General features: G+C 63.7%; 29 protein-coding genes and 1 pseudogene. 16 read left to right on the top strand and 14 right to left on the bottom strand.

All coding sequences use genetic code 11. From position 1 onward, the window contains the following. Positions 1-132 precede the first annotated feature (132 nt). Positions 133-1,497 carry an amino acid permease gene (locus VM94_RS07660; protein ID WP_046682909.1) on the bottom strand — a complete coding sequence of 455 codons (1,365 nt, stop codon included), beginning with the start codon at positions 1,495-1,497 and terminating at the stop codon, positions 133-135. 138 nt (positions 1,498-1,635) lie between these two features. Continuing rightward, the gene (locus tag VM94_RS07655) at positions 1,636-2,091 is read right to left on the bottom strand and encodes an acyl-CoA thioesterase (protein ID WP_200899202.1); all 456 of its coding nucleotides are present in this window, start codon (positions 2,089-2,091) and stop codon (positions 1,636-1,638) included. Between the two features lie 135 nt (positions 2,092-2,226). Between VM94_RS07655 and VM94_RS07650 the strand changes: the two genes are divergently transcribed. The 3 genes from VM94_RS07650 to VM94_RS07640 are packed head-to-tail and all read left to right on the top strand — an operon-like array spanning position 2,227 to position 4,389. Next, positions 2,227-2,952, top strand: coding sequence for a GntR family transcriptional regulator (locus tag VM94_RS07650; protein WP_046682908.1), 726 nt, complete (start codon positions 2,227-2,229; stop codon positions 2,950-2,952). Then, positions 2,936-3,682, top strand: coding sequence for an SDR family NAD(P)-dependent oxidoreductase (locus VM94_RS07645; protein WP_046682907.1), 747 nt, complete (start codon positions 2,936-2,938; stop codon positions 3,680-3,682). The genes VM94_RS07650 and VM94_RS07645 overlap by 17 nt, the downstream gene beginning before the upstream one ends. A gap of 14 nt (positions 3,683-3,696) precedes the next feature. Further along, positions 3,697-4,389 carry an aspartate/glutamate racemase family protein gene (locus tag VM94_RS07640; RefSeq protein ID WP_046682906.1) on the top strand — a complete coding sequence of 231 codons (693 nt, stop codon included), beginning with the start codon at positions 3,697-3,699 and terminating at the stop codon, positions 4,387-4,389. Here the strand turns inward: VM94_RS07640 and VM94_RS07635 are convergent. Continuing rightward, positions 4,386-4,856, bottom strand: a complete 471-nt coding sequence (locus tag VM94_RS07635) for a heme-degrading domain-containing protein (protein ID WP_046682905.1) — start codon at positions 4,854-4,856, stop codon at positions 4,386-4,388. The genes VM94_RS07640 and VM94_RS07635 overlap by 4 nt on opposite strands. A gap of 94 nt (positions 4,857-4,950) precedes the next feature. Here VM94_RS07635 and alkB point away from each other — a divergent pair, with 94 nt between their 5' ends. Then, positions 4,951-5,613, top strand: a complete 663-nt coding sequence (gene alkB / locus VM94_RS07630) for a DNA oxidative demethylase AlkB (protein WP_046682904.1) — start codon at positions 4,951-4,953, stop codon at positions 5,611-5,613. Here alkB and VM94_RS07625 read toward each other — a convergent pair. From VM94_RS07625 to VM94_RS07615, 3 genes are read right to left on the bottom strand one after another with little or no spacing between them, the layout of a single operon-like run. Beyond that, complete coding sequence (locus tag VM94_RS07625; protein ID WP_046682903.1) at positions 5,585-6,016, bottom strand: hypothetical protein; 432 nt, start codon at positions 6,014-6,016, stop codon at positions 5,585-5,587. The genes alkB and VM94_RS07625 overlap by 29 nt on opposite strands. 34 nt (positions 6,017-6,050) lie before the next feature. Next, complete coding sequence (locus VM94_RS07620) at positions 6,051-6,308, bottom strand: hypothetical protein (RefSeq protein WP_046682902.1); 258 nt, start codon at positions 6,306-6,308, stop codon at positions 6,051-6,053. Positions 6,309-6,323: 15 nt separating this feature from the next. Further along, entirely contained in the window at positions 6,324-6,659 is a 336-nt protein-coding gene (locus VM94_RS07615) for an ArsR/SmtB family transcription factor (RefSeq protein WP_046682901.1), read from the bottom strand. 121 nt (positions 6,660-6,780) lie between these two features. Between VM94_RS07615 and folE2 the strand changes: the two genes are divergently transcribed. The 6 genes and pseudogenes from folE2 (at position 6,781) to VM94_RS07590 (ending at position 13,314) form a co-directional block, all read left to right on the top strand. Next, a complete protein-coding gene (gene folE2, locus VM94_RS07610; protein ID WP_138829110.1) occupies positions 6,781-7,698 on the top strand; it encodes a GTP cyclohydrolase FolE2 in 918 nt (305 codons plus the stop codon). Positions 7,699-7,731: 33 nt separating this feature from the next. Continuing rightward, entirely contained in the window at positions 7,732-7,890 is a 159-nt protein-coding gene (locus VM94_RS28485) for a hypothetical protein (RefSeq protein WP_160309282.1), read from the top strand. A gap of 95 nt (positions 7,891-7,985) precedes the next feature. Next, a complete protein-coding gene (gene blaOXA, locus VM94_RS07605) occupies positions 7,986-8,804 on the top strand; it encodes a class D beta-lactamase (protein WP_046682900.1) in 819 nt (272 codons plus the stop codon). Further along, positions 8,801-9,196: a hypothetical protein gene (locus VM94_RS07600; RefSeq protein ID WP_052755607.1), complete on the top strand. Its 396-nt coding sequence runs from the start codon at positions 8,801-8,803 to the stop codon at positions 9,194-9,196. The genes blaOXA and VM94_RS07600 overlap by 4 nt, the downstream gene beginning before the upstream one ends. Before the next feature lie 74 nt (positions 9,197-9,270). Next, positions 9,271-11,730 carry a penicillin-binding protein 1A gene (locus VM94_RS07595; RefSeq protein WP_046682899.1) on the top strand — a complete coding sequence of 820 codons (2,460 nt, stop codon included), beginning with the start codon at positions 9,271-9,273 and terminating at the stop codon, positions 11,728-11,730. 42 nt (positions 11,731-11,772) lie between these two features. Next, a pseudogene (locus VM94_RS07590) lies at positions 11,773-13,314 on the top strand (cryptochrome/photolyase family protein). Positions 13,315-13,328: 14 nt separating this feature from the next. Here the strand turns inward: VM94_RS07590 and VM94_RS28140 are convergent. Beyond that, positions 13,329-13,601 (bottom strand): hypothetical protein, encoded by a 273-nt coding sequence (locus tag VM94_RS28140; protein ID WP_138829109.1) that lies wholly within the window; start codon positions 13,599-13,601, stop codon positions 13,329-13,331. Between the two features lie 348 nt (positions 13,602-13,949). On the opposite strand from VM94_RS28140, the gene VM94_RS27735 reads away from it, so the two are divergent. Both VM94_RS27735 and VM94_RS07580 read left to right on the top strand, forming a co-directional pair. Further along, the gene (locus VM94_RS27735) at positions 13,950-14,513 is read left to right on the top strand and encodes a sigma-70 family RNA polymerase sigma factor (protein ID WP_160309281.1); all 564 of its coding nucleotides are present in this window, start codon (positions 13,950-13,952) and stop codon (positions 14,511-14,513) included. Positions 14,514-14,586: 73 nt separating this feature from the next. Then, positions 14,587-14,832 (top strand): hypothetical protein, encoded by a 246-nt coding sequence (locus VM94_RS07580; protein ID WP_046682897.1) that lies wholly within the window; start codon positions 14,587-14,589, stop codon positions 14,830-14,832. Positions 14,833-14,863: 31 nt separating this feature from the next. On the opposite strand, the gene VM94_RS07575 is transcribed toward VM94_RS07580, so the two are convergent. From VM94_RS07575 to VM94_RS07560, 4 genes are all read right to left on the bottom strand, one after another. Beyond that, positions 14,864-15,595 carry a hypothetical protein gene (locus VM94_RS07575; RefSeq protein WP_052755606.1) on the bottom strand — a complete coding sequence of 244 codons (732 nt, stop codon included), beginning with the start codon at positions 15,593-15,595 and terminating at the stop codon, positions 14,864-14,866. Next, a complete protein-coding gene (locus VM94_RS07570; RefSeq protein ID WP_046683113.1) occupies positions 15,595-16,167 on the bottom strand; it encodes a hypothetical protein in 573 nt (190 codons plus the stop codon). Before VM94_RS07570 ends, VM94_RS07575 begins: the two co-directional genes overlap by 1 nt. A gap of 79 nt (positions 16,168-16,246) precedes the next feature. Then, on the bottom strand, positions 16,247-16,534 hold the full coding sequence (locus tag VM94_RS07565; protein WP_046682896.1) for a putative quinol monooxygenase: 288 nt from the start codon (positions 16,532-16,534) through the stop codon (positions 16,247-16,249). Positions 16,535-16,642: 108 nt separating this feature from the next. Beyond that, positions 16,643-17,215: an FMN-dependent NADH-azoreductase gene (locus tag VM94_RS07560; protein WP_046682895.1), complete on the bottom strand. Its 573-nt coding sequence runs from the start codon at positions 17,213-17,215 to the stop codon at positions 16,643-16,645. 162 nt (positions 17,216-17,377) lie between these two features. On the opposite strand from VM94_RS07560, the gene VM94_RS07555 reads away from it, so the two are divergent. Beyond that, positions 17,378-17,773 (top strand): winged helix-turn-helix transcriptional regulator, encoded by a 396-nt coding sequence (locus VM94_RS07555; protein ID WP_046683112.1) that lies wholly within the window; start codon positions 17,378-17,380, stop codon positions 17,771-17,773. Here the strand turns inward: VM94_RS07555 and VM94_RS07550 are convergent. Next, positions 17,770-18,225: a GNAT family N-acetyltransferase gene (locus VM94_RS07550; RefSeq protein ID WP_046683111.1), complete on the bottom strand. Its 456-nt coding sequence runs from the start codon at positions 18,223-18,225 to the stop codon at positions 17,770-17,772. The genes VM94_RS07555 and VM94_RS07550 overlap by 4 nt on opposite strands. A gap of 124 nt (positions 18,226-18,349) precedes the next feature. Continuing rightward, the gene (locus tag VM94_RS07545; RefSeq protein WP_046682894.1) at positions 18,350-19,828 is read right to left on the bottom strand and encodes an efflux transporter outer membrane subunit; all 1,479 of its coding nucleotides are present in this window, start codon (positions 19,826-19,828) and stop codon (positions 18,350-18,352) included. Positions 19,829-19,921: 93 nt separating this feature from the next. On the opposite strand from VM94_RS07545, the gene VM94_RS07540 reads away from it, so the two are divergent. The 3 genes from VM94_RS07540 (at position 19,922) to VM94_RS07530 (ending at position 24,803) form a co-directional block, all read left to right on the top strand. Continuing rightward, positions 19,922-20,542: a TetR/AcrR family transcriptional regulator gene (locus VM94_RS07540; protein ID WP_046682893.1), complete on the top strand. Its 621-nt coding sequence runs from the start codon at positions 19,922-19,924 to the stop codon at positions 20,540-20,542. Between the two features lie 83 nt (positions 20,543-20,625). Next, positions 20,626-21,732, top strand: a complete 1,107-nt coding sequence (locus tag VM94_RS07535; protein ID WP_046682892.1) for an efflux RND transporter periplasmic adaptor subunit — start codon at positions 20,626-20,628, stop codon at positions 21,730-21,732. Next, positions 21,729-24,803, top strand: coding sequence for an efflux RND transporter permease subunit (locus VM94_RS07530; RefSeq protein ID WP_046682891.1), 3,075 nt, complete (start codon positions 21,729-21,731; stop codon positions 24,801-24,803). Before VM94_RS07535 ends, VM94_RS07530 begins: the two co-directional genes overlap by 4 nt. 221 nt (positions 24,804-25,024) lie before the next feature. Here the strand turns inward: VM94_RS07530 and VM94_RS07525 are convergent, their stop codons facing one another. Further along, positions 25,025-26,062, bottom strand: a complete 1,038-nt coding sequence (locus tag VM94_RS07525) for a helix-turn-helix transcriptional regulator (protein ID WP_160309280.1) — start codon at positions 26,060-26,062, stop codon at positions 25,025-25,027. Positions 26,063-26,241: the final 179 nt, after the last annotated feature.

Raw genomic sequence — 26,241 nt, 5'->3', positions numbered from 1 at the left:
GGCTTGTGGCGAGCCGATGTGCAACCGGATGCAGGCGAGGCCGCCGCCGCTTAAAAACGGCAGCGCTTGATGCAAAAAGCCCGTCTGCGAAGACGGGCTTTTTGTTTGCTGATTGCAGAATACAGCGCAAGCCTATGCCTTGGCCTTGTTTTGCTTGATCCAGTAGCCGATGCCCAGCGCGGCGAGCCACACGGGGATCAGGTAGACGGAGATGCGCAGGCCCGGCGTCAAATACATGATCACCAGGATGCCGGCCAGGAAGACCAGGCACAGGTAGTTGGTGAACGGGTAGCCCAGGCTCTGGAACAGGGTCGTCTTGCCCTCGGCCTTCTTCTGCGCGCGGAAGCGCAAATGGATCCAGCTGATCATGGCCCAGTTGATGATTAGGGCCGAAACAACGAGGCCCATCAGCACTTCGAACGCTTCGCCCGGCATGAAGTAATTGACCACCACGCAGGCGCCCGTCGCCAGCGCGGACACGCCCAGCGCCGCCAGCGGCACGCCGCGGCGGTTCAGGCGCAGCAGCGCGCGCGGCGCATTGCCTTGCTTGGCCAGGCCGAACAGCATGCGTGTGTTGCAGTACACGCCGCTGTTGTACACGGACAGGGCGGCCGTCAGCACCACCACGTTCAGGGCCGTGGCCACCAGGTTGCTGTCGAGCGCATGGAAGATCAGCACGAACGGGCTGCCGCCAGTGACGACGTTTTGCCACGGGTACAGCGACAGCAAAATGCCCAGCGCGCCGATATAGAAAATCAGGATGCGGTAGATGGCCTGGTTGGTGGCGCGCGGGATCGTCGTGCTCGGGTCATCCGCCTCGGCCGCCGTGATACCGACCAGTTCCAGACCGCCGAACGAGAACATGATGACGGCCATGGCCATCACCAGGCCTTGCCAGCCATTCGGGAAGAAGCCGCCGTGCTGCCACAGGTTGGCCACCGACGCTTGCGGGCCCGCGTCGCCGGAAGCGAGCAGGTACGAGCCGAAGACGATCATGCCGATGATGGCGACCACCTTGATGATGGCGAACCAGAATTCCATCTCGCCGAAGGCCTTCACATTGAGCAGGCTGACGGCGTTGATGGCGCAAAAGAAGACCAGGGCCGAAACCCAGGTGGGCACGCCCGGCCACCAGTACTGCACGTAGATGCCGACGGCCGTCAGTTCGGCCATGCTGACGAGCACATACAGCACCCAGTAATTCCAGCCCGACAAAAAGCCGGGCAGGTGGCCGCAGTATTTGTCGGCGAAATAGCTGAAGGAGCCGGCGACGGGTTCGTCGACCACCATCTCGCCCAGCTGGCGCATGATCAAAAAGGCGATGACGCCGGCGATGCCGTAGCCCAGCAGCACGGAAGGTCCTGCCATCTTGATGGTTTGCGCGATGCCCAGAAACAGGCCGGTGCCGATGGCGCCGCCCAGGGCGATGAGCTGGATGTGGCGGCTTTTCAGGCCGCGTTTGAGCTCTTGTGGTTCTGTAATCCCGACTGCCGTCATATCTTTTATCCTGTTTTTACGGGGCTGAGGTCGCTGATTCTAAAGCATGGACGGGCAAAGCAGGAGCGAAATGCATGTTGCACTGCGGGGGCGCAAGAAAAGCCTCGCATCTTCGCCGAACGGCGCGCAAACGGCGGTCTAGGCCTCTGTGTCCTGCGCACCGGTCGCGACGATGGCCGGTTCGTACACGGCCAAAAACTCGGGCGGCAAGCGGCGCGCGCGGCCGCTGCTCAGTTCGATGCAGATCAAGTCCCAGCGTCCGCGCACGACGGTGGCGCCGTCGCTGTCGCGGACCAGCTGAAAGCGCCGTTCCATGCTGGAGCGGCCATCGCTGGCGCACAGCCAGGTGGCCAGGGTCAGCGCTTCGCCGGCCCGCGTCGGCAGCAGGTAATCGTATTCGCCGCGGCGTATCGCCATGGCCCGGTCCAGGCGCCGGTAATCGTCGAGGTCCAGCCCCAGCATGGCCGAGTGGTGCCAGGCGATATGTTCGCACCAGCGCACGTAGACGGCGTTGTTGGTGTGCTGCAAGCCGTCGATGTCGCCCGGTTCCGGCGTGACGGGCAGGGTGTGGGCGTGCGAATAATCCCAGTTCAAGTGCGTTCCTTTCGATACGGTGGCGGCTGATTGTACGTGCTTGCGCTGCATCGTGTCTGCGGTGCACGTATGGAAAAACACTGTTTTATCCATTGATGTATGATGCATCATAATTTACTGAGCGTGAAAATACCTATGAACCAACCCCTGGACAGCCTGGTGCACGTCAATCTGGGCAAGTCCGTGTATGCGATGCTGCGGGAGGCGCTGGCGGCCGGGCGCTTCCAGCCGAATGACCGGCTGCGCATCCGCGAACTGGCGCTGCAGCTGGGCACGAGCGTGACGCCCGTGCGCGACGCCATGCTGCAGCTGGTGCAGGAAGAGGCGCTGGTGCTGCGCTCGCCGCGCGACTTCCGCGTGCCCGTGCTGAGCGTGTCGCGCTACCTGGAAATCCGCGCGCTGCGCCTGGAACTGGAAGGCTTGGGCGCGTTCGAGGCGGCGCAGCGCATCGACGACGCCACCCTGGCCGACCTCGAGCGCCTGCTGCAGGCGAACGAAGAAGCCATCGCGCGCCACGACTTGGCGGCGGCACTGCAATGCAATCAGGCGTTCCACCTGGGCCTGGCACAGGCGGCCGGCATGCCGACATTGAAACGCTTCGTCGACCATCTGTGGATGCAGACGGCGCCGCTGATCGCCGCCGGCTATGCCAGCTTTTCGCCCGACATGCGGGTGGGCCACCATCACGCCATCATCGGCGCGCTGCGCCAGCGCGACGGCGCGGCCGCGCGGCGCGCCATCGAACAGGACATCCTCGACGGCGGCGCGCAAATGCTCGCCTATGTCATGCGCCAGGAGCGCATGCACGCCGGTGCAACACAGAAAGAAAAGGACGAGAAAGAACATGAAGCACAAGACTGAACAGAAAACCGCCATCGTCACGGGCGCCAGCCGCGGCATCGGCCATGCGGTGGCCGAACGCTTCCGCAGCCTGGGCTGGCGGGTCATCACCGTCTCGCGCAGCCCGATTCCCGGCGGCTGTCCGCGCAGCCAGGAGCACAACACGCATGTGTGCATGGATTTGTCGGACCTGAGCCAGATCGGTCAGATGGTCGACACCCTGCGCCCCATGCTGGGTGACTCGAAATTGCACGCGCTGGTGAACAATGCGGGCGTGTCGCCGAAGGGGCCGGGCGGCTCGCGCGTCAATTCGCTGACCACCGACATGCAGACGTGGCAGGAAATGTACAACACGAATTTCTTCGCGCCGCTGGCGCTCACGCGCGGCTTTGCGCAGGAATTGTCGAACGCGCATGGCTCCGTCGTGAACCTGTGCTCGATCGCCGGCTACCGCGTGCACCCGTTTGCCGGTTCCGCCTACGCCAGTTCGAAGGCGGCGCTGGCGTCGCTGACGCGCGAAATGGCGAATGACATGGCGCCGCTGAACGTGCGCGTCAACGCCATCGCACCGGGCGAGATCGACACGGCCATCCTGTCGCCGGGCACTTCGCACATCGTCGACACGCAAATCCCCTTGCGCCGCCTGGGCACGACGGCCGAAGTAGCGGATCTGGTGGAGTTCCTGTGCAGCGAGCGCGCCTCGTACATCACGGGCGCGGAAATTCCCATCGACGGCGGCCAGCGCATTTAAGGAGGAAGAAGAGCATGAGCAAACATATCGGCATCGTCGGCTGTTCGGCCGAAGGGGCGGCCCTGTGCTACCGCACGATCTGCGAAGAGGGCGCGCATGCGCTGGGGGCGTATGAGCACCCGGAAGTAACGGTGCACACGCCGCCGCTGGCGCGTTACGTGGAGTGCCTGAACGGGGGCGATCTGGCCGGCGTGGCCGAGCTGATGCTGGCGTCGGCGCGCAAGCTGCACGCGGCTGGCGCCGAATTCCTGATCTGCCCCGACAACACCATCCACCAGGCATTCGAGCTGATGGCGCCCCGTTCGCCGTTGCCATGGTTGCATATCGCCGACGTGGTGGCCACCGAAGCGGCCGCGCGTGGTTTCAAGAAGGTGGGCTTGACGGGCACGCGCTGGCTGGTCGACAGCGCCGTGTATCCGGGCAAGCTGGCCGCGCGCGCCATCGCTTGCGTGCGGCCCGGCGAGGACGAACGCAGCGAGATCAACCGCATCATCATGGAAGAACTGGTGCCGGGCGTGGTCAAGCAAGACAGCGTGGCGCGCTTTCAGGCCATCATCGGCGGCTTGCGCGAGCAGGGTTGCGACGCCGTCATCCTCGGCTGCACGGAAATCCCGCTGATCATCAGCGACGCCAATTCGCCGCTGCCGACTCTGGACTCCACGCGGCTGCTGGCGCGCGCCGCCTTGCGCAGGGCGCTGGAAAGCTAGCGTTCCAGTTGCGCCTGCAGCGCGGCCACCACGAGCGCGTGGTCGTCGGCCTGCGCCAGGCCGGACACGGTTACCGTGCCCACCAGTCCCACGCCGCGTATCAGCAGGGGAAAGGCGCCGCCGTGGCCCGCGTACTCGATGTCATCGAGGTATTTCACGTCTTCAAAGGTGCTGCCGCGGCTTTTATACGAGATGCCCATGTAATAGGAGCTGCGGCAAAAGCGCTGCACCGTGTTGTTCTTGCGGCGTATCCAGTCCGCCTGGTCGGCCGTGGCGCCCGTCATGGCGTGGTGGAACAGCACTTGGCCATTGCGCGTGATGTTGACGGTGACGGCCTTGCCCCGCTTGCGCACTTCTTCGACGATCCACAGGCCCACGGCCAGCGCGGCATCGTTGTCGAAGCGTTCGAATTGCAGGGATTCTTCCTGTTGCGCCAGGGTTTGCAGCAAATCGGCGTAATGATCCATCGTGAAAGAGGGCGGTAGTGGCTGGAAGCGCTACTGTAGCGCACCATGGGACAGCCGCGCGCGCTTTTTGTGTGGCGCGGCTAAAATAGGCAACATGAACCTGTCCCTGTTCGCCGATGAAGAGCAAGTCCCGGCCGGCCCCGCGCCGCTGGTGCCGGGCTCGTCCGCGTCCGTCCTGCTGCGCGGTTTTGCGCTGCCTTACCTGGATGAGGTGCTGCCGGCGCTGGACGCCATCGTGCTGGCGGCGCCCCTGCGCCACATGGCCACGCCGGGCGGCTTGCGCATGTCGGTTGCCATGAGCAATTGCGGCCCTCTTGGCTGGGTCACGGATGGACGCGGCTACCGCTACGCGCGCCTCGATCCGGCCAGCGGTTTGCCTTGGCCTCCCATGCCGCTCGTGTTCCTGCGCCTGGCGCAGGCGGCGGCGCTGGCCGCCGGCTATCCGGGCTTTGTTCCCGACGCCTGCCTGGTCAACCGCTATGCGCCCGGAGCACGCATGGCCCTGCACCAGGACCGCGATGAATGCGATTTCAACGCGCCCATCGTTTCCGTCTCGCTGGGCTTGCCCGCCACCTTCCTGTTCGGCGGCGCCGAGCGGGCCGACAAGGCGGCCCGCATCGGCCTGCTGCATGGCGACGTCGTGGTGTGGGGCGGCGTAGATCGCCTGCGCTTCCACGGCGTGGCGCCGCTGAAGGAAGGCGAACACGTGGTGCTGGGCGCGCAGCGCATCAATTTGACGTTTCGCAAGGCTGCCTGAGCTGGCGCCATGGCGTACCTGGCTTGCGTACGTACTGGGTATGTACGTAGCGCCACGGAATGGCCAGGTAGACGAGCACGACGAACGAAATCTCGAACACGTATTGCGCGGTGGCGGGATCCAGGCCGCCGTGCAGCCATTGCGGCAGCGCCACGAGCAGCAGCCACAGGGTCTTCCACAGCGCTTCCCACAGCAGCACGGGCAGCATCTGCAGCGGATAGCGCAAGCCCAGCAAACACAGCAATGAAAACGCGGCCAGCATGCAGTTCACGGTGCCGCGCATCAGTTCCCACGGCGCGTGCGGGGTGACGATGCCGGGCCACAGCACGCTGCCGAGGCCCACGACGACCAGCAGATACATGGCGCGCAGCGCATACAGACGGGCGGTCGATACGGTATTCATGGTGCGGTCTCCTGCTCACGTTAGGGGAAAGGGTTTATTCGACTTCCTTGAGGATGGTTTCCAGGCTGCCCAGGCGCGCCTGGATTTGCGCCACGGACGCGCTCAATGCGGCCAGCGACGCTGCCGTTTCCACCTGCGCGGCGGCCATCGATTTGGCCAGCTCCTGGTAGGCGCCGTCCTGCGCCAGCCTGGCGCGCGCCTGCACGATGCCGGACGTGTATTTGAGGGCGAAGATGATGACGGCGGCCGTGCAGGGGAAGAAGAAGGCGGCAAAAAAGATATTTTCAGACATGATGGCCTCTACAGTTCAGGATTGATCCGGGTTGGGGGTGAGCGAGGACGCCGCCGCGGCGATGCTGGCCGGCGTCAGCCGCAATTCAAATGGGCTGGCCTCGAAGTAATTGAGGGCCTTGCCGTCGTGCGACAGCTCCAGCTGGCTGGTGACGAGTCCCGCGTGTTCCAGTTTTTGCAGGTGCAAATGCAGCAGGGGCCGGCTGATGCCCAGGTCGCGCGCCAGCTGGCTGATGTAATTGCGCCCGCCGCTGGCCAGCGCCGCGATGATGCGCAGCCGGTGCGGGTTGTCGAGCGCCGCCAGCATGAGCAGCAAGCGCTCGCCGGTCGGTGGTGTGTTGATGTCTGTCATATGTCAACATTATCTGACATGTGTTAGCGCGTCAAGAAAAATATCGCATCACTTTAATGCAATATACTTGCAAATATGGCGGCTTTTCTCCATTATATGCAACTTGTTTGCATATGGGGCCATGACCATGAAGCGCGATTCGATTTCCTCTCCCTTGCCCGACGTGGCGGCCGGCCCCCATCTGGGCAGTCCCTTGCCGCTCGAGTGGGTGGGCATGCAGGGCATCGCCTTGCCCTTGTGGCTGGAAGAGGGCGGGCAAGCGCAGCAAGTCCATGCCTGGGCCGACGTGCAGGTCGATCTGCCCGATCCGGCAGTCAAGGGCATCCACATGTCGCGTTTGTATCTGCTGCTCGATGCGTTTGCCGCCGCGCAGCCGCTCGATGCCAGCGCGCTGGCCGCCTTGCTGCGGCGCATGGTGGACAGCCACGCCGATTGCGGCAGCACGCAGGCGCGCCTGGCGCTGGCGTTTCCCGTGCTGCGGCGCCAGCCGGCGCTGCTGACGGCGGGGCTGGCGGGCTGGAAATCGTATCCCGTGCGCCTGCAGGCCAGCTGGTCGCCGCAGGGCTTTGCCCTGTCCCTGACGGTGGAGATCGGCTACTCGTCGACCTGCCCGTGTTCGGCGGCGCTGGCGCGGCAACTGCTGGTCGACGCCTTTGCGGCGAGGTTCGGCGCGGGCGGCATCGACGGTGCGGCCGTGCGCGCATGGCTGCAGGAGCACGGGAGCCTGGCCACGCCGCACAGCCAGCGCAGCACGGCGACGGTCACCGTGCCATTGATGGAACAGGCGGAGCTGGACCTGTTTCCCCTCATCGACCTGGTGGAAGCGGCGCTGGCGACGCCGCTGCAGACGGCAGTGAAACGGGCCGACGAGCAGGCGTTCGCGCGCTTGAATGGTGCTAACCTCATGTATGTGGAAGACGCGGCCCGCCGCGTGCAGGCGGCGCTGCAGCCGCGTTATGCGCAAGCGCGTGTTACCGTACGGCACATGGAAAGCCTGCATCCGCACGATGCCATGGCGCAGGCGGGCAAGCTTGCCTGAGCTTTTCACTCAACCACCGTGGAGGAAGACAGCATGCCGGAGAAAAACGAGCGGGAAGTGGACGACGACAGCCTGGAAGAAGAACTGGAACGCGAACGGCGCGAGCATGCACTGATCGACGAGGAAAAGCTGGGCATGGATGAGCTGGAAGAGGAGAGGCTGAGGCGGGAGCGCCAGCCGGGCGGTCACTAACGTCAAGGTGACGCATCCGCGCTGGCATCGCGCCGCGCCGCCCGGTACAATTTCGCCTACTCCCCCAACCCCTACTCCCCCAACCCCGGAGGCCCATGAAATATCGCGCATTCTTCCAGTTTGTCCTCGGTCTGACAGGCGCCGTTCTGGCCGCCTCGCAAGCCCATTCCGCCACCATCTGCACGGCCATGGCCGACGCCAAGACAGGCACGGTCTTGCTGCAGGAGGGCAATTGTCTCGACCGCGTCACGCCCGCATCCACATTCAAGATCGCGCTCAGCCTGATGGGCTATGACGCCGGTTTCCTCAAGGACGAGCACAAGCCCAGCCTGCCATACCGCCAGGGCTATGTGGACTGGGGCGGCGAAGCCTGGCGCCAGGACACGGACCCGTCGCGCTGGATGCAGTATTCCGTCGTCTGGTATTCGCAGCAGATCACGCAGGCGCTGGGCGCCGAGCGTTTCCAGAAATACGCGAAGGCTTTGCGCTATGGCAATGCGGACGTGTCGGGCGACAAGGGCAAGGACAACAGCCTGGAGCGCTCGTGGATCAGCTCCTCGCTGAAAATTTCGCCGCTCGAGCAGTTGGGCTTCCTGCGCAAGCTGGTCAACGATCAATTGCCCGTCTCCAAGCAGGCCATGGAACAGACGCGGCGCCTGACGCGCCTGGCCGATGTGGACGGCTGGCAAGTGCACGGCAAGACGGGCGCGGCTTTCCCGCGCAAGGCCGACGGCAGCTTCGACGAAGCGCATGGCTATGGCTGGTTCGTGGGCTGGGCCAGCAAGGGCGAGCGCAGCATCGTGTTCGCGCGTCTGGTGCAGGACGAGCAGAAGGGCCAGCAGTCGGCAGGCCTGCGCACGCGCGAAGCGATGCTGAAAGAATTGCCGGCCCTGCTGGAGCAGGCGCAGAAGTGACGGCCAGCATCGTTGCCGCCACTTTCATCGCCTCCGATGGCGAGTACCTGGAAGCCGTCATCGAAGTGGGCGGCCAGCGCCTGCATGTGATGGACGAGTTCGGCGGCGGGCGGATGGCCGCTGGCACGCAAGTCCAGCTCGAACTGTGGCCCATGCCCGGCGAGATGGACGACTGGGACGCCATCTTCCGCGCCAACCCCGATCGGGAAAAGGGACTGCGCCGGCTTGACGGCTGGCGCTACCTGGCGCTGGGCGTCGTGACCCAGGTCGATCCCGTCATCTGCGATTGCGGCCTGCTGCAACTGGAAAACCCGTTTACGACGCATGACGGGCGCTGCGTGGGCGCGTATGTCGGCGTCACTGTGGCCCGCCTCGATGCTTGCCTGGCGTAAATTCCGGCCCGCTTTGTTGCCCGCCCTATATACTTGCTGAAACGGATTTTCCGGCATCAGACAAGGTTACAAGCATGGCATCAGGCATGGAGCAGTTTCAGGAAAAAGCAACACAGGCATGGACATGGACGCGCGCGCAGGCCTTGCGCGTGGCGGGCGTGGCGTGGGTGAGAGCAGTGGCGCTCTACCGGCGCGGCCACGCGCACCTGATGACCTTGCCGCCCGTGCGGCGCGCGCTGGTGCTGGGCTTATGGTCATTCCTGGCCGTGCTGGCGCTGCTGACCTTCTACATGCTGCTGCTGATCCCTCTGACGCCGAGCATCCACGACTTGCGCCAGGCGCGCGCGGCCGCGCCGAGCACCATGGTCAGCGCCGACGGCAAGGAATTGGCCCGCTTCGACCAGGGCTTGCAGGAACGGGTCACGTTAAAGCAGATTTCGCCGAACGTGATCAGCGCGCTGATCTCGACGGAGGACCACCGCTTCTACGACCACCACGGCGTCGATTTCACGCGCACGGCAGGCGCCATCCTGCACACGGCGAGCGGCAACCCGCAGGGCGGTTCCACCATCACGCAGCAGCTGGCGCGCAATATGTTCCCTGAGGAAATCGGCCGTTCGCGCAACCTGAACCGCAAGCTGAAGGAGCTGATCACGGCCCTGAAGATCGAGGCCACCTACAGCAAGACGGAAATCCTGGAAGCGTATTTGAATACGGTGCCTTTCCTGTACAACACCTACGGCATCGAGATGGCGGCCCGCACGTATTTCGACAAGCCCGCGTCGCGCCTCGATATCCTGGAAAGTGCCACCCTGGTTGGCATGCTCAAGGGAACGAATTACTATAATCCCGTCGGCAATCCCGAGCGCTCCCTGCAGCGCCGCAACGTGGTGCTGGGGCAGATGCGCAAGCACGACGTCATCGACGAGGCGCGCTACAAACAGTTGATCAAACGCCCGCTGCGCCTGCATTTCGAGCGCCAGAGCGAGCGGGCGCAGTCGGACAGCCACTTCACGGCCTATGTGCGCAAGTGGCTGATTGAGTGGGCTGATGAAAACGACTACAACCTGGAGCTGGACGCCCTTGTGGTGCACACCACGCTCGATTACGACTTGCAGCAGGCGGCCGAGCGCGCCGTCGAGCGCCAGGCGAATGCCTTGCAGGCGATCGCCGATGTGGAATGGAGCCGCGCGGGCGTGCCGTCGTCCACCTCGACGGGCATGTACGCGGGCATGCAGGGCGGCAGCGTGGCCTTCGATTATTTCTGGAAGTCGCATCCGGCCTTGCTCGACGCCTTCGTGCGCGAATCGGCCGACTACCGCAAGCTGACGGCGGCCGGCGGCACGCCCGAGGCGGCGCTGGCGCAGCTGAAGGGCGACCGCGCCTTCATGGGGGCCCTGCGCAAATCGAAGACGCGCCTGGAAGCGGGCTTTGCTGCCATGGACCCGGCCACGGGCGCCGTGCGCGCCTGGGTAGGCAGCCGCGACTTTGCGCGCGAACAGTTCGATCACGTATCGCAGGCGGCGCGCCAACCCGGCTCCACCTTCAAACCCATCGTGTATGGCGCGGCGCTGGAAAAGGGGCTCAGTCCTGAACACGTCTACCGCGATGCCGTGATGGATATCAAGGCGGCCGACGGCACGAAATGGCGCCCGACGGACATGAGCGGCACGACGGGACGCGACATGACCATGCGCGACGGTCTCGTCTACTCGAAAAACACGATCACGGCGCAAGTGATGCAGGATGTCGGCTTGCCGCCGATCATCAAGCTGGCGCGCGCGCTCGGCATCCGCGACAGCAAGCTGGAAAAAGTGCCGTCGCTGGCGCTGGGCACCAGTCCCGTCACCTTGCTGGAAATGGTCAACGCCTACGCCAGCATCGCGGCACAGGGCGAAGCGCGCCTGCCGTTTGTCGTCACGCATATTACCGACCGCGAAGGCAAGGTCATCGCCCGTTTCGGCGAAGACAAGCCCAAGCGCGCCATGCAGGCCGAATCGGCCGCCACGCTGACGGACATGATGCGCGGCGTCATCGACCGCGGCACGGGCACGGCCATCCGCAGCCGCTTCGGCATCCGTTCCGACGTGGCCGGCAAGAGCGGCACGACGCAAAACAATGCGGACGGCTGGTTCATCCTCATGCATCCGGAACTGGTGGGCGGCGCCTGGGTAGGCTTCAATGACGCGCGCGTCACCATGCGCAGCAATTATTGGGGCCAGGGCGGCCACAACGCCGTGCTGGTGGTGGGCGACTTTTTCAAGACGGCGCTCGACACGGGCAAGCTGTCGCGTGACGCCATCTTCCCCGGCGGTAAGCCGCCACCGCCGCTGCGCCACGTGGAACCGGTCGAGGAACCGCAGGACGAACCGGTGGAAGAGCCGGGAGATTTGCTGCAAGAGGGTGCGCCGCCAGCGCCGCTGGCCATGCCGGCCGAGGGCGATGGCGGACAGGAGTCGCATGGCAAGGCGGTGCCGGAGGCGGCGCCTGCGCCCGCTCCCGTACCGCAGCCGGTGCCGGCGCCGCAGGGATAAGCGCCGCCGCCACGGCGAATTTAACCATCGCACATATTAATCATGACCTCGCCGAAGCCTACGCTGCGCCTGATACTCGGTGACCAGCTCAATGCGCAGCACCGCTGGTTCACCGAAGTCGATGACGCCACCATCTATGTCTAGATGGAGGTGCGGCAGGAAACCGACTATGTGCTGCACCATGCGCAGAAAATCCTGGCGATCTTCGCCGCCATGCGCGAGCTGGCGCGCCAGCTGCGCCAGCGCGGCCACACCGTGCATTACATCGCCATCGACGACGTGGCAAGTACGCGCTCGATACCGGAGAATATCGAGACGCTGATTCTTCGCTATGACGCCGCCGGCTTCGAATATCAGGCGCCCGACGAGTGGCGCCTCGACCAGCAGTTGTACCAGGCCGGGCGCCGCTCGCGCATTCCATGGCTGATGGTCGACAGCGACCATTTCTACACGGCCCGCCACGAGGCAGCCGATATTTTCGCCGGGCGCAAGCAATGGCTGATGGAGTTTTTCTACCGCCAGATGCGCAGCACGCACCAAGTGCTGATGGAAGACGCGAAAAAACCCGTCGGCGGGCAGTGGAACTTCGATCACGACAACCGCAAGCCCTGGCGCGGCACGCCCGCCGAGCCACAGGATCCACGCAGCGTGCATGACCATTCTTCGCTATGGCAAAGCATTATCGATGCGGGCGTGAAGAGCTTTGGCGCGCCGCGTGCGGACCGGCTGGCGTGGGCGCTGAACCGGGAGGAGGCGCTGCAGCAGCTCGACGCCTTCATCGAGCGGGCCTTGCCGCATTTTGGCGACTTTCAGGATGCGATGAGCGTCAAGGCGTGGCGCTTGTTTCATTCCCTGCTGTCGTTCGCTCTGAACGTGAAAATGCTCAATCCCCGCGAAGTCGTCGCCAGGGCGCAAGCGGCTTATCACGCCGGCCATGCCCCCTTGGCTGCGGTGGAGGGCTTTATACGCGAGGTCCTGGGATGGCGCGAATATGTGCGCGGCGTCTACTGGGCCCAGATGCCAGGGTATGCCGAAAAGAATTTCTTTGGCCATGCGCGCCCGCTGCCGTCATGGTTCTGGGATGGCAAGACTAAGATGCATTGCATGTCGCAGGCGATTACCCAGTCGCTGGAACAGGCCCATGCGCATCATATCCAGCGCCTGATGGTGATCGGCAATTTCGCGCTGCTGGCCGGCATCGATCCGGCCAAGGTGCATGGCTGGTACCTTGGCATTTATATCGACGCCTTCGAGTGGGTGGAGCTGCCCAACACAGTCGGCATGAGCCAGTTCGCCGATGGGGGGCAGCTGGCCACCAAGCCGTATGTCTCCAGTGCCGCGTATATCGACCGCATGAGCGACTATTGCAAAGGCTGCCATTACGATAAAAAGGCGCGCATCGGCGAGCTCGCCTGTCCCTTCAATGCCCTGTACTGGGATTTTTTCCATCGCAACGCGGACACCTTGGAACGCCATCCCCGCATAGGCATGGCGTACCGCCAGCTGGAGAAGATGGACGAGGCGGCGATCACCGATTTCAAGGAACAGGCGCGCAAGATACTGGCAAACCTCGATTCCTTGTAACGCCGGCAGCCTGGCTACCATTTAGGTTCACGTGACCAGCGTAGCACCGTGGCAAGCCTGATTTTCACCGTATAGTCCTCTCCCGTTTCGTGCTCCAGCCACAGGATGCCGTCTTCGATGCTGACCCAGGCATCGACTATACGCGTGTCGAACGGCATCGCCGTGTCTTTGATATCAATCTTCATTCGTCCAGACTCAGCATTGAGCGACTTTAAGACCCGCGTCGTTCGTTGCGTAAACTCGATGACGTATGAAGTGCTTGTTTTTTTATCATTGGAAATGCTCACCCAGAATGCTTTGAATATTTTTTAAATATTACTACATAAAAATTTGCCCTAGCGCACGAAGGTGAACACATCAACAATCTTTCACTGGTAAGAATTTCAAATGGGAAATATTTATTTATTTTAATAAATTAGAATTCCCTAAATGGACCATTTTTCCCTGTTCTTGTGTTGGAAAAATGTTCCATGTAAATTATTTCTCGAAAGAACATGCATTTAACTTTTCATAACATTTATCCTATTGCATTATCCTATTGATATAAATCAATGTTTTTTGTGTATTGGATTGAAGATATATTCTTGCTGCTAGGATATAGGATCAACTGTGGCTTCAGTGAGTGGTGCATGCCCATGGGGAATGAAAATTACTTAATGGAAATTACTTGTGCGGATACTGCAGAGGTATTTCATGTGCTGTATATCAGATATCGTGGCCAGATAAGAAATATGGTAAGTCATGATATTCATCGCGAGGAAGATATTGATGACATGGTTCAGATTATATTTCTCAATGTCTTTCGATGGTTTGAAAAATGTTGTGGATGTTCGATGTTTTATTCGAAGTTATATTCAATGGCATCGAATAGTATAAAAAATTATTGCTGCCATACGGGAGGCGTTAAGTCGGGCTTGCTTGATGTAATTGATGATGCAGATTATTCCATTGATGCATTGAGCATGTTTCATGAGGATAGTCCGGAAGAGATATGTAGTGCAATGGAAACTGGAATGGAAATTATTCGACGAATCGCCAATTTGCCGCCTCCCTTGAAAAAGGCATTATTGTTGCGCGAGGATGAAGGGATGAGCTATGAAGAGATTGCAATAAAGATGGGATGCCCGATGGGAGCAGTGCGAAGCCGTATTCACAGAGTAAGAGCGGAGATGCGCAAGATACTGAAAAAGGATCAATGAATGCGGCCTGCCGAATTGCGGTAGTCCGAAGCGGAAGCATACGGTGCTTGTCCCATACTTGATATGAATTTACATGGTAAATAAAAACTACATCGGTAGCCTCGCGCAGGTTGCGCTTGATTATCCCAGGCGGATCGATGCATTGACAGCACAAAAAATAGATGTGGCGATTATTTTCCAGGAAATGCTTGGCACCGCTGTTGCCGCCAAATATTTGCACACCAATGGCGTGCCGCTATCTGTCGCATTGCGCGTATTGGTCTGCGAGCGCAGAAAAGACCCGTCGTCGCCAAAAATGATTGGCATTGAAAAAGGGTAGGTCCATTGCGCCCATACAGGCTGCTTGCGTATCAGACCGTATTGCGCCGCAACCCGGCTTCCCGCACGAACACTTGCAGCGCCGGCATGGTTTGCTGGTGCAGCACTTTCAGTTCGTCTCTCAGCGCGGGCGTGATGGACAAGCTGCCGTTCGCTTGCTGGCGCACGGGCAAGTCCAGTGCCTGCGCCATTTCCACCGGGTAGTTCGTGAATTCGCCGTATGGCCGCTTGCCGTCGACGGACGGGGTCGGCCAATAGCCTTCGGCCAGGTAGTCTTCCGCACCCATGCCCAGCATCTCCACCGACATCCACGACTGCTGGCGCAGCAGTATCAGATGCCGGGCCGTCAAGGTGAACGGCGTCTTGCCGTTGGCATAGCTGCCCGCTTTCAGGTCGGCCATCTGCACGAAGTGGGGCAGCAGCAGGGCCGCTTCCATCAGGCGCTGGGCGGCCAGCGCCGCATCCTTGCCGGCGATCGCCTGCATGGCCAGCGCCAGGGTATCGCCTTTGCCCAGCGGGTACGCCGGGTTCAGCATGGGCGCGCCGCTTTCCACGGGCGACCAGCCGATGTTGAAACGCCGTATCAGCGCCAGATGGTGCACATTGAGCACCTTGGGCGGCGGTGCGTCGAGGGTGGCCACGATGCGCTGGCGCACGGCGCGGGGCAGGTCGTTGTCTGCCGCGCGCGCCAGCAGGGGCGAGCACAGCAGGACACCGGCGAGGCGCAGCAACTGGCGCCGCAGGGGCTGGAGCAGGTGCGCCATTACGGTGTCGTCAAGTCCTGGCGCTGGAATTCGATGCGGTTTTCCTGGTAGTCCCACTTGGTGTAGGGCCCGAACACGCGCCGGTTCTCCTTGCTGTCGGCATTCGACAGCTCGCGCTTCATGCGCCGCACGAGGGCGGGGTCCGTGAGTGGCGCGGTGGTGGTGGCGAACACGTCATGCCGTACGCTCTGTTTTGCGTCGGCGCCGCGCGAAATGATGGTGAGTTTGCGCGAGGCGGGATCGAAGTACAGGCGCATGGCGAAGGTATTCATGTCCTGCAAATACAGGCCGTCGTCGCGTTGCTGGGCATAGAAATAATCGCCGCAGACGGCCTTCGGTTCGCGTTTCCACTCGCAGGACAGGACGATCATCAGATGCCGGTCATCGAGCTGCTTGACCAAAATGCGTCCCTTGGAATAGCCCCAGGTACTGGCCGGCACGGTCGCCGACGAGGCCAGATTGTATTCGCCCACCAGCTTGGTCAGAGGAAGAGGAGCTTGCGCCGAAGCGCTGATGCAGAGGGTCAAGGCGGCGGCCGCAAGGGCGCTTTGTATCTTGGAAAATGGAGTCATGATGGCCATAAAGAAAAGTTGCCATATTATAGATGGCAACTTGCCAAGATGGTCGCGCGCTTGCGCGACCCGCTGGCCGTTACTTCAGCTTGCTCAATTCCGCGATGTCGATCTTGACGACCTTGTCGCCCACGGCGGAGACCAGCGTCTTGAAGTGCGGTGTCGCTTCATGCGCCGTGTGGCCAGCCTTGTCGGTCCACTCTTCCAGCATGATGAAGCGCGTGGGAATCTTGTTGTCGAGGTGCAGTTCGTAGCGCAGGCAGGCGCTTTCCGCGCGGCTCGGCGGTACGACGGCTTCCAGGGCGGCGCGCACGGCGTCGATATGTTGGGCTTGGGCATCGATGGTGGCGACGATGATCAGGGTCATGTTGGTCCTTGTGGTTGGGGTTCCGGCAGCTTAGCGCATCTGGCGCTTCCTTGCCGGCCGGCCACCATGGGCTGCGCCGCAACGGTTCGCGGCGCAGCCGGCGATCCCTTACGCGGCTTGCAGCGCGCCGATCTGCTCGAAAGCGCCCGTCAATGCTTGCGCCCTGGCTGCGTCGCTGACCTTGACGCCTTCGGCGCGCACGATCTCGATCTGCGTGACGCCGAGGAAACCGAGGAAGGCGCGCAGATGGCTTTCCTGGTGTTCCAGGCTGGCCATCGGCGTGTCGGCGCCATAGTAGCCGCCGCGCGTCGAGGCGATGATCACGCGCTTGCTGCCGAGCAAACCTTCGGGGCCATTGGCGCCGTACTGGAAAGTTTTGCCGGGCACAGCCAGCGCGTCGAGCCACGATTTCAGCTGGCTGGGGATGGCGAAGTTGTACATGGGCGCGCCGATGACGATGACGTCGGCGGCCAGCACTTGCTCGAGCGCGCCGGCCAGCGTTGCGCCGTCGGCGTCGCTGGGGGCGGCTGTAAATTGCGGCAGCGGTTGCGCCGCCAGGTCGCGGTACTGGACGGTGGCGCCAGGCGCGGCCGCTTGCAGGCGGGTGGCGATGGCGGCGGACAACTGGCGGCTGATGGAATGCTCGCCGAGGATGCTCGAATCGATGTGCAGGATGTTCATGTAAGCCTTCTTGGGTGGTATGATCGGGTGGTATGTTTTTGTAACCGAGTTAAATATAGTGACTATCAAATGAACGCACAAGAAGGCACTTTTTCCACACTGGGGCACATGGATGTGACTATTGGCGACGCCGCCGCGCAAGGGGCGGAGCTGGAACGGCGCATGCGCGACGAAGGCGGCCATGCGGGCGTGGCCGCTTCCTGCCGCCCGATCACGGATATCCTCACGCGGGTGGGCGACAAATGGAGCGTGATGGTGGTGATCTTGCTGGGCAATGGCACCAAGCGATTCAACGAGATGCGCCGCCTGATCGGCGGTATTTCGCAGCGCATGCTGACCCTGACCTTGCGCGGGCTCGAGCGCGACGGCCTCGTGACGCGCACCGTGTTTCCCACCGTGCCGCCGCGCGTCGATTACGCCTTGACGGACCTGGGCCGTTCGCTGTTGATTCCCATCAGCGCGCTGGGCGCCTGGGCCCATGGCCACCGCGACGCCATTGATGCGGCGCGGCTGGCGTTCGATGCCAGGACATCGGACCAGCTAGCCGCCGGCGATTAAGCCAGATCGATGACGGCCAGCATGTCGTTGCCATCGGCATCCATGCCTTTTTCCACGAATCCCATGCTGGCATAAAACTGTTTCGCGTTGGCATTGCCGGGCTTGTAGCAAATTTCAATGCTGCGCGCATCCGGGCGGGCGCGGATTTCCGCCAGCGCCAAGGCGAGCGCGGCTCGTCCATGGCCTTGCCCCTGGCGCCGGTGGTCGACCATGAAGCGCCAGATCTGGTAATAGCCGGGCGGGTCGTCGGCATCGGGCGAGACAAACATCAGGAAGCCGATCACCTCCTCATCGCAATACACGGCGCGCGTATGCATGGTGGCGGGGTAGAAGCTGGCCTGCGCAATCGAATAGTCATTGCTGGCCAGATAGTCGCGCTGCTGCGGTAGCAGGGGCAGTTCGCTGATGATGTCGAAATTGTCGGCGGTAACGGGACGCAGGCTGATGGTCATGTTCAAAGATGGGATGCAAGGGCAAGGCCTGGCAGTATGGGGAAAAATTACTCAATTGGCAATGCTGTTCCACCGTCCGCGCCAGACAGCGGTGGAACAATGAGGGCATGACTGCCATCCGCATTTACCTGCTGGCCACCGCCTGCGTTTCGTCTTGCGGCGCCTGCCAGCCGCCGCCCAGCGCCCGGTAAGTGGCGACGGCCGCGCGCGCTGATGCCGTTTGCGCCTGCGCACGCGCGTCCGCTGCGCGCAACAGCCTGGTGTCGGCCTGCAGTACGTCAAGCCGGCTGACCGCGCCTTTTTCGTAGGCGGCCAGCGAGGCGGCGCGGGCGCGCGCTAGCGATTCCACGCTTTGCGCCAGCAACGCGGCCTGTTCTTCGTGGCGCAGCAGGGCCGAGCCGGCGTTTTCCACGTCTTCGGCGGCGTGCAGCGCTGCGAGCCGGTAAGCCGCCAGCAGCTCGGCTTCCTGGCCGCGGGAAGCTTCGATCTGCGCGTCGATGCGGCCGAAATCGAACAGGCGCCAGCGCAGGCCCAGCATGCCGGCGGCCTGGCCGGAGCCGCTGCCGAACAGGGCACCACCGGCCGTGGCGCTGCCAAACAGCGCGCCCAGGCTCAGTTTCGGGTAGTACTCGGCGACGGCCGCTCCGGTGCGCGCGCTGGCGGCGGCCAGGCGCCGTTCGGCGGCGATCAGATCGGGCCGCCTCCGAAGCAGTTCGCCCGGCGAGCCGCCGGCCGTGATGCGCGGCGCGCGCGCCATCACGCCGGCGGCGGCCATGTCATCGCCATAGGTGCCTGGCGCCGCGCCCAGCATCACGTCGAGCGCATGCAGCGCCACTTCGTGGGCCGCGTCCAGGCCGGGCACGACGGCGCGCGCCTGCGCCAGCGACGCTTCGGCCTGCCGCAGCACCGGCTCGTTCGCCAATCCCTTGCCATATAACAGCGTGGCCAGTTCCAGCAACGCCGCGTCGGTGTCGACCTGGCGGCGCGCCAGCTCCAGCCGCGCCTGCAAACCCTGGATCGTCAGGTACAGGTCGGCCGTTTGCGCCGCCACGGCCAGGCGCGTCGCGGCCCATCCCGCTTCGCTGGCTGCGTAATCGGCCTGCGCCGCTTCGCGTTCGCGGCGCAGGCCGCCGAACAGGTCGAGTTCCCACGACGCCTGCAGGTTCAATTCGCGCGCGCTGCCTGCGCGGTCATGGCCTGGCGTGGCATTCAAGACCTGGCCCAGCGGCGTTTGCACGGACTGGTAGGCGCGCGCCGCCTGGCCGCCAAGGCTGGCCAACGGCAGCAGCGTGGCGTCGGCCGCACCGATGGCCGCCCGCGCCTGGCTGACCCTGGCCTGCGCTTGCGCCAGGTCGAGGTTTTGCGCCAGCGCCACCGTTACCAGGCGGGTCAGGCGCGGGTCGCCGAAGGCCGTCCACCACTGCCGCAGTTCGGCAACGTTGGCGGCATTGGTACCCTCGCGCGCGCCGAGCGCCGCCTGGTGCAGGTACTGCGCCGCTTGCGGCAGCTCGGGCCGGCGGTAATCGCCACCGACGGTGCAGCCGGTGGCGGCCAGGCCGGCGGCGATCAGCAGAAAGGGGAGGCGCAGGCGTGGCAGTGGCATGGTGGTCTTCCAGTTCAAAAGAGAATAATGTGTGACTATAATACATTTCGGTCACTTATTGTGTATTCCAGCGCGGCGCGTTAAGCTGTCGCCATGAATTCCACCACACCCGACACCCCCAGCCCAGCACGCGGCCCCGCCGGCCACGACGTGCGCGACCAGATCGTTGCCGCCGCCACCGATTACTTCAGCCGCTACGGCTATGAAAAGACGACCGTCTCCGACCTGGCCAGGGCGATCGGCTTTTCCAAGGCCTATATCTACAAGTTCTTCGAATCGAAGCAAGCCATCGGCGAGCATATCTGCGGCAACTGCCTGCACCAGATCGAGACGGAGGTGAAGGCGGCCGTCGCGGCGGCCGGGCGGCCGCCAGAGCAGCTGCGGCGCATGTTCAGGGCCAGCGTCGAGGCCAGCTTGCGATTGTTTTTCCAGGACCGCAAGCTGTACGACATCGCCGCCTCGGCCGCCACCGAGCGCTGGCCGGCCGTGCAGGCCTACGAGCTGGCGATGGGCGCCTTGCTGCAGGATATCTTGCAGCAGGGGCGCAAGACGGGCGACTTTGAACGCAAGACGCCGCTCGACGAAACGGCCAGCGCCATCTACCTGGTGATGCGCCCCTACGTCAATCCCTTGCTGCTGCAACACAGCGTCGACAGCAGCGAAACGGCCGTGGTGCAGCTGTCCAGTCTGGTGTTGCGCAGTTTGTCGCCGTAAGCGCTTCAATGATAAGTGACGGTTGACTTAATTGGTCACTAGTACCAGAATGAGGGCTCTGATCACTCATTCATGGAATTCCTATGCGCTGGCGCCGCCTCGCTTCATCTGTTGTCATTTCCACTTTACCCCTGGCCTTGAGCGCCTGCGCCGACAAGGCGCAGGCCGATCCGCGCGCGGCCACGCCGCTGGTGCGCGCCGTCGCGGTGCAGGGCGCCGAGGCGGGCATGCGCAGCTTCACGGGCGTGGTCGCGCCGCGCGTGCAGAGCGATCTCGGTTTTCGCGTGGCCGGCAAGGTGCGCGAACGGCTGGTCGACGCCGGCCAGGCCGTGCGCCGTGGCCAGCCATTGATGCGCCTCGACGCCGACGACCTTCAGCTGCTGGCGCAGGCGCGCCACGAAACAGTCATCGCCGACCGCGCCCGCGCGCGCCAGGCGGTGGACGAGGAAGCGCGCTACCGCGACTTGCGCGGCACGGGCGCCATCTCGGCATCCAGCTACGACCAGGTGAAGGCGGCGGCTGACGCGGCCGGCGCCCAGCTCAAGGCGTCCGAAGCCCAGGCCGGGGTGGCGCGCAATGCGCTGCAGTACGCGGTGCTGCTGGCCGACGCCGACGGCGTTGTCATGGACACCCTGGCCGAACCGGGCCAGGTGGTCGCGGCCGGGCAGGTGGTGGTGCGCCTGGCCCATGACGGCCGGCGCGAAGCGGCGATCCAGCTGCCTGAAACCTTGCGTCCCGCGCTCGGCTCCACCGGCCAGGCCACCTTGTTCGGCAGGCCGGGCGCCGGCGTGCCGGCCACCTTGCGCCAGCTGTCGCAGACGGCGGACCGGCAAACGCGCACCTTCGAGGCGCGCTATGTGCTCGATGCGGCGTTGTCGAAGGCGCCGCTGGGGGCCACCGTCACCTTGCGCCTGCCCGGTGCGCAAGCGGCCGGCGGCACCGTGCAAGTGCCGCTGGCGGCCCTGCATGACGCAGGCAAGGGGCAGGGCGTGTGGGTGATCGGCGGCACGCCGGCCCAAGTGACCTGGCGGCCCGTGAAGGTGCAAGGTCTGCACGATGACGGCGCCGACGTGGATGGCCTGAAGGCGGGCGAACGCATCGTTGCGCTGGGCGCCCATCTGCTGCGCCAGGGCCAGCAGGTCAGGGTCGAACAGGCGCCAGCGGCAGCCGCCGCGGGAGCGCGTCCATGAGCGCGGCCCGCTTCAACCTGTCGGCGCTGGCCGTGCGCGAGCGTTCCGTCACCCTGTTCCTGATCTGCCTCATTTCGCTGGCCGGCCTGCTGTCGTTCTTCAAGCTGGGGCGCGCGGAAGACCCGGCCTTCACGGTCAAGGTGATGACCATCGTCACCGCCTGGCCAGGCGCCAGCGCGCGCGAAATGCAGGACCAGGTGGCCGAGAAGATCGAAAAGCGCCTGCAGGAGCTGCGCTGGTATGAACGGGCCGAGACCTATACGACGCCCGGTCTGGCCTTCACGACACTGACCCTGCTCGACGGCACGCCGCCCGAGCAGGTGCAGGCCGAGTTTTACCAGGCGCGCAAGAAGGCGGGCGACGAGGCGGCCAATTTGCCCGCCGGCGTGATCGGTCCCATGATCAATGACGAATACGCCGACGTCACCTTTGCCTTGTATGCGCTGAAAGCCAAGGGCGAGCCGCAGCGCCTGCTGGTGCGCGAGGCGGAAACCCTGCGCCAGCGGCTGCTGCATGTGCCGGGCGTAAAAAAGGTCAATATCATCGGCGAGCAGGCCGAACGCATCTACGTGGAGTTTTCGCAGGAGCGTCTGGCCACACTGGGCGTGCGGGCACAGGACGTGTTCGCGGCGCTGAACGGCCAGAACGCCTTGAGCCCGGCCGGCTCGGTCGAGACGCGCGGACCGCAAGTATTCATCCGCCTCGACGGCGCGCTCGATGCGCTGCAAAAGATCCGCGATACGCCCGTGGTGGCGCAGGGGCGCACCTTGACCCTGTCCGATATCGCCACCGTGCGCCGTGGCCAGGAAGACCCGGCCAGTTTCATGGTGCGCAATGGCGGCGAGCCGGCGCTGCTCTTGGGCGTGGTCATGCGCGACGGCTGGAACGGGCTGGATCTGGGCAAGGCGCTGGACGGGGAAGTGACGGCCATCGGCGCCGCCATGCCGCTGGGCATGAGCCTGGCCAAGGTCACCGACCAGGCAGTCAATATCGGCGCGGCCGTCGACGAATTCATGCTCAAGTTCCTCGCCGCGCTGCTGGTGGTGATGCTGGTGTGCTTTGTCAGCATGGGCTGGCGCGTTGGCATCGTGGTGGCCGCCGCCGTGCCATTGACGTTGGCCGTGGTATTCATCGTGATGGCGGCCACCGGCAAGAACTTCGACCGCATCACCCTCGGTTCCCTGATTTTGGGCCTGGGGCTGCTGGTGGACGACGCCATCATCGCCATCGAAATGATGGTGGTGAAAATGGAAGAGGGCTACAGCCGCATCGCCGCCTCCGCCTATGCCTGGAGCCACACGGCCGCGCCCATGCTGGCCGGTACCCTGGTCACGGCCGTCGGTTTCATGCCGAACGGTTTTGCCCGTTCCAGCGCCGGTGAATACACGAGCAATATGTTCTGGATCGTCGGCATCGCGCTGATCGCCTCGTGGGTGGTTGCGGTGGTGTTCACTCCCTACCTGGGCGTGAAGCTGCTGCCTGAACTCAAGCACGTCGCCGGCGGCCATGACGCGCTGTACGACACGCCGCGCTACCACCGTTTTCGCCGGTTGCTGGGAAGCGTGATCGCCCGCAAATGGTTGGTGTTCTGTACCGTGATCGGCCTGTTCGTGCTGGCGGTGCTGGGCATGGCCATCGTCAAGAAGCAGTTTTTCCCGATTTCAGACCGTCCTGAAGTGCTGATCGAAGTGCAACTGCCGTACGGCAGCGCGATCGGACAGACCAGCGGCGCGGCGGCCAAGGTGGAAGCGTGGCTGGCGCGCCAGAGCGAGGCGAAGATCGTCACGGCCTATGTGGGCCAGGGCGCGCCGCGCTTTTACCTGGCGATGGGACCGGAATTGCCCGATCCGTCGTTTGCCAAGATCGTCGTGCGCACCGACAGCCAGCAGGCGCGCGACGCCCTGAAGCAGCGCTTGCGCGAGGCAGTCGCCGCCGGTCTGGCGCCCGAAGCACGCGTGCGCGTCACGCAACTGGTGTTCGGCCCGTATTCGCCGTTCCCCGTCGCCTACCGGGTCAGCGGCCCCGATCCCGAGGTATTGCGCGGCATCGCCGGCCAGGTGCAAGCCGTGATGCAGGCCAGCCCGATGATGCGGACCGTGAACACCGACTGGGGCACGCGCACGCCGACCCTGCATTTCAGCCTGCAGCAGGAGCGCTTGCAGGCGATGGGATTGACGTCGTCCGCGGTGGCGCAGCAGCTGCAGTTTTTGCTTAGCGGCGTGCCTGTCACGGCCGTGCGCGAAGATATTCGCACGGTGCAGGTGGTGGCGCGCGCGGCCGGCGACGTGCGGCTGGACCCGGCGCGCATCGCCGACCTGACCCTGGCCGGCGCGAATGGCGAACGCATCGCGCTGTCGCAGGTGGGCAGCGTGGAGGTGCGCTCGGAAGAACCCGTGATGCGCCGGCGCGACCGCCAGCCGACGATTACCGTGCGCGGCGACATCGCCGACGGCATGCAGCCGCCCGACGTCTCGGGCGCCATCACGGCGCAGCTGCAAACGGTCATCGACAAGCTGCCAGCCGGCTACCGCATCGAGCAGGCCGGCTCCATCGAGGAATCGGCCAAGGCCACGCAAGCGATGCTGCCGCTGTTCCCCATCATGCTGGCATTGACCTTGTTGATGATTATCCTGCAGGTGCGTTCGATTTCGGCGATGGTGATGGTGTTCCTCACCAGCCCCCTGGGCTTGATCGGCGTGGTGCCTACCTTGCTGCTGTTCCAGCAGCCGTTCGGCATCAATGCGCTCGTTGGCCTGATCGCGCTGTCGGGCATTTTGATGCGCAATACCCTGATCCTGATCGGCCAGATCCACCAGAACGAGGCGGCCGGCCTGGCGCCGTTCGACGCCGTGGTCGAAGCGACCGTGCAGCGCGCGCGACCCGTGATCCTCACGGCGCTGGCGGCCATCCTGGCATTTATTCCGCTGACACATTCGGTTTTCTGGGGTACCTTGGCCTATACCCTGATCGGCGGCACGTTTGCCGGTACGGTGCTGACTTTGGTCTTCCTGCCCGCCATGTATGCGATCTGGTTTCGGATACGGGGGCAGGCAGGGGTGGTGGCAGACTAGCGCTTTAAACAGCGGGCCGGAGACGCGGGCCTGAGAAAATGCCGATGGCGGCGTTGCAGCTTCCTTGCCGTACTTGCGTACTGTCTGCGTCGCTGCGCCTTGCTCTCGACATTTTTCAGGCTCGCTTGGCCCGGGGGGGCCTGTCTCCTTGACTTGGGCCGTTTCGTGGGTTGCCGGTTTGCTTGTTTCTTGTTTCTTGTTGTTTGTTGTTTGTCTCTTCTCTAGGCGCCTGTGGCATCCTGCCGGTAGCGCGCCGGCGGCAGTTCGAACTGGTTCTTGAAGAAGCGGGTGAACGCGCTTTGCGAGGAAAAGCCCAGGCGGTCGCCTATTTCCGCCACGCTCAGGCTCGTTTCACGCAGCAGGCGGCGCGATTCGCGGCTCTTGGCGCGCAGTTCCAGCGCGCGGAACGAGGTCTGTTCCTGCTGCAGCTGGCGTTGCAGGGTCCAGCGGTTCATCGCCAGGCCGTCGCACAGGGCCGGCAGCAGCGAGGCGCTATCGGCGTCGCCCGAGCCTTGCTGGCCCAGCAGATCGATGATGGCTTGCTCCACGCGGGCCGAAAACAGCTGCGCTCCCTGCAGCTGCTGCAATTGCCCCTGCGCGTGCCGCAGCGCGTGCGGCGCCAGCATGGCGTTGAACTGGGCGAAGGGCCGGTCCAGCGCCGGCGCGTCGAAGGTCAATGTATTGCGCGCCTGACCGAATGTGGCGGCTGCGCCGAAACACTCGGAAATGGCCGGCGCGAACCATGGCGCCTTGCCCTGGAAGCCGGCATGGAAGGCGGTGGGCGCGCCATCGTCGTAGGCGCGCGCCACCAGCGACAGCATGCGGAAATTGGCCAGCGCCTGCATGGCGCCGCCCGAGGGGCAGAACTCGGACAGGTATTCGATCTCGATGCGCGTGCCATTTTCACTCATCAGCATGAAATCGAATTCGCCGATCAATCCCCGCAAGTGCAGCAGCTCGTGCAGGGCGCTGCGCAGGGTGGGGCGGTTGAAGCAGACGTGGGCGATGCCCGAGTAATGCGCGAACCAGTGCGTCACGTCGAGGTCGAGCAAGCCGCGGTGCTGCGGCAGTTGCTGGGCGTAGGCCGTCATGCGGCGGTGCCGCTCGGCGTTGATGCGGCCGCCCGGTTCGTCCAGCTGCGCCGGCGTGATGCCCGTGCGCTGAAAAAACTCGGCGGGGTCGTGGCCATCGGCCTGCATGGCGCGCGCGCATTGCTGCGCGATCCGGTTCGAAACCGTGCGCGTGTCGGGTTTGTGCAAGGCTGCCTCCTGCTTATTCTGCTTATTCTGCTTGTTGTAGTAATTTTTCACAAATATTAGCACTTTGTAGGAGATTGTTGGTTGTTGTGCCATCTAACCAAAAATTGTTCTCGCGGGTATAAAACGCGTGCTGCGCGGTCAAGAAACTCACGCATTCTCACGCTATATTGTTTTCGGCC

The sequence above is a fragment of the Janthinobacterium sp. KBS0711 genome (assembly GCF_000988085.1).
In the GTDB taxonomy this organism is placed as follows: Bacteria; Pseudomonadota; Gammaproteobacteria; order Burkholderiales; family Burkholderiaceae_D; genus Janthinobacterium; species Janthinobacterium lividum_E.
This window is presented reverse-complemented; position numbering and strand designations above follow the sequence as displayed.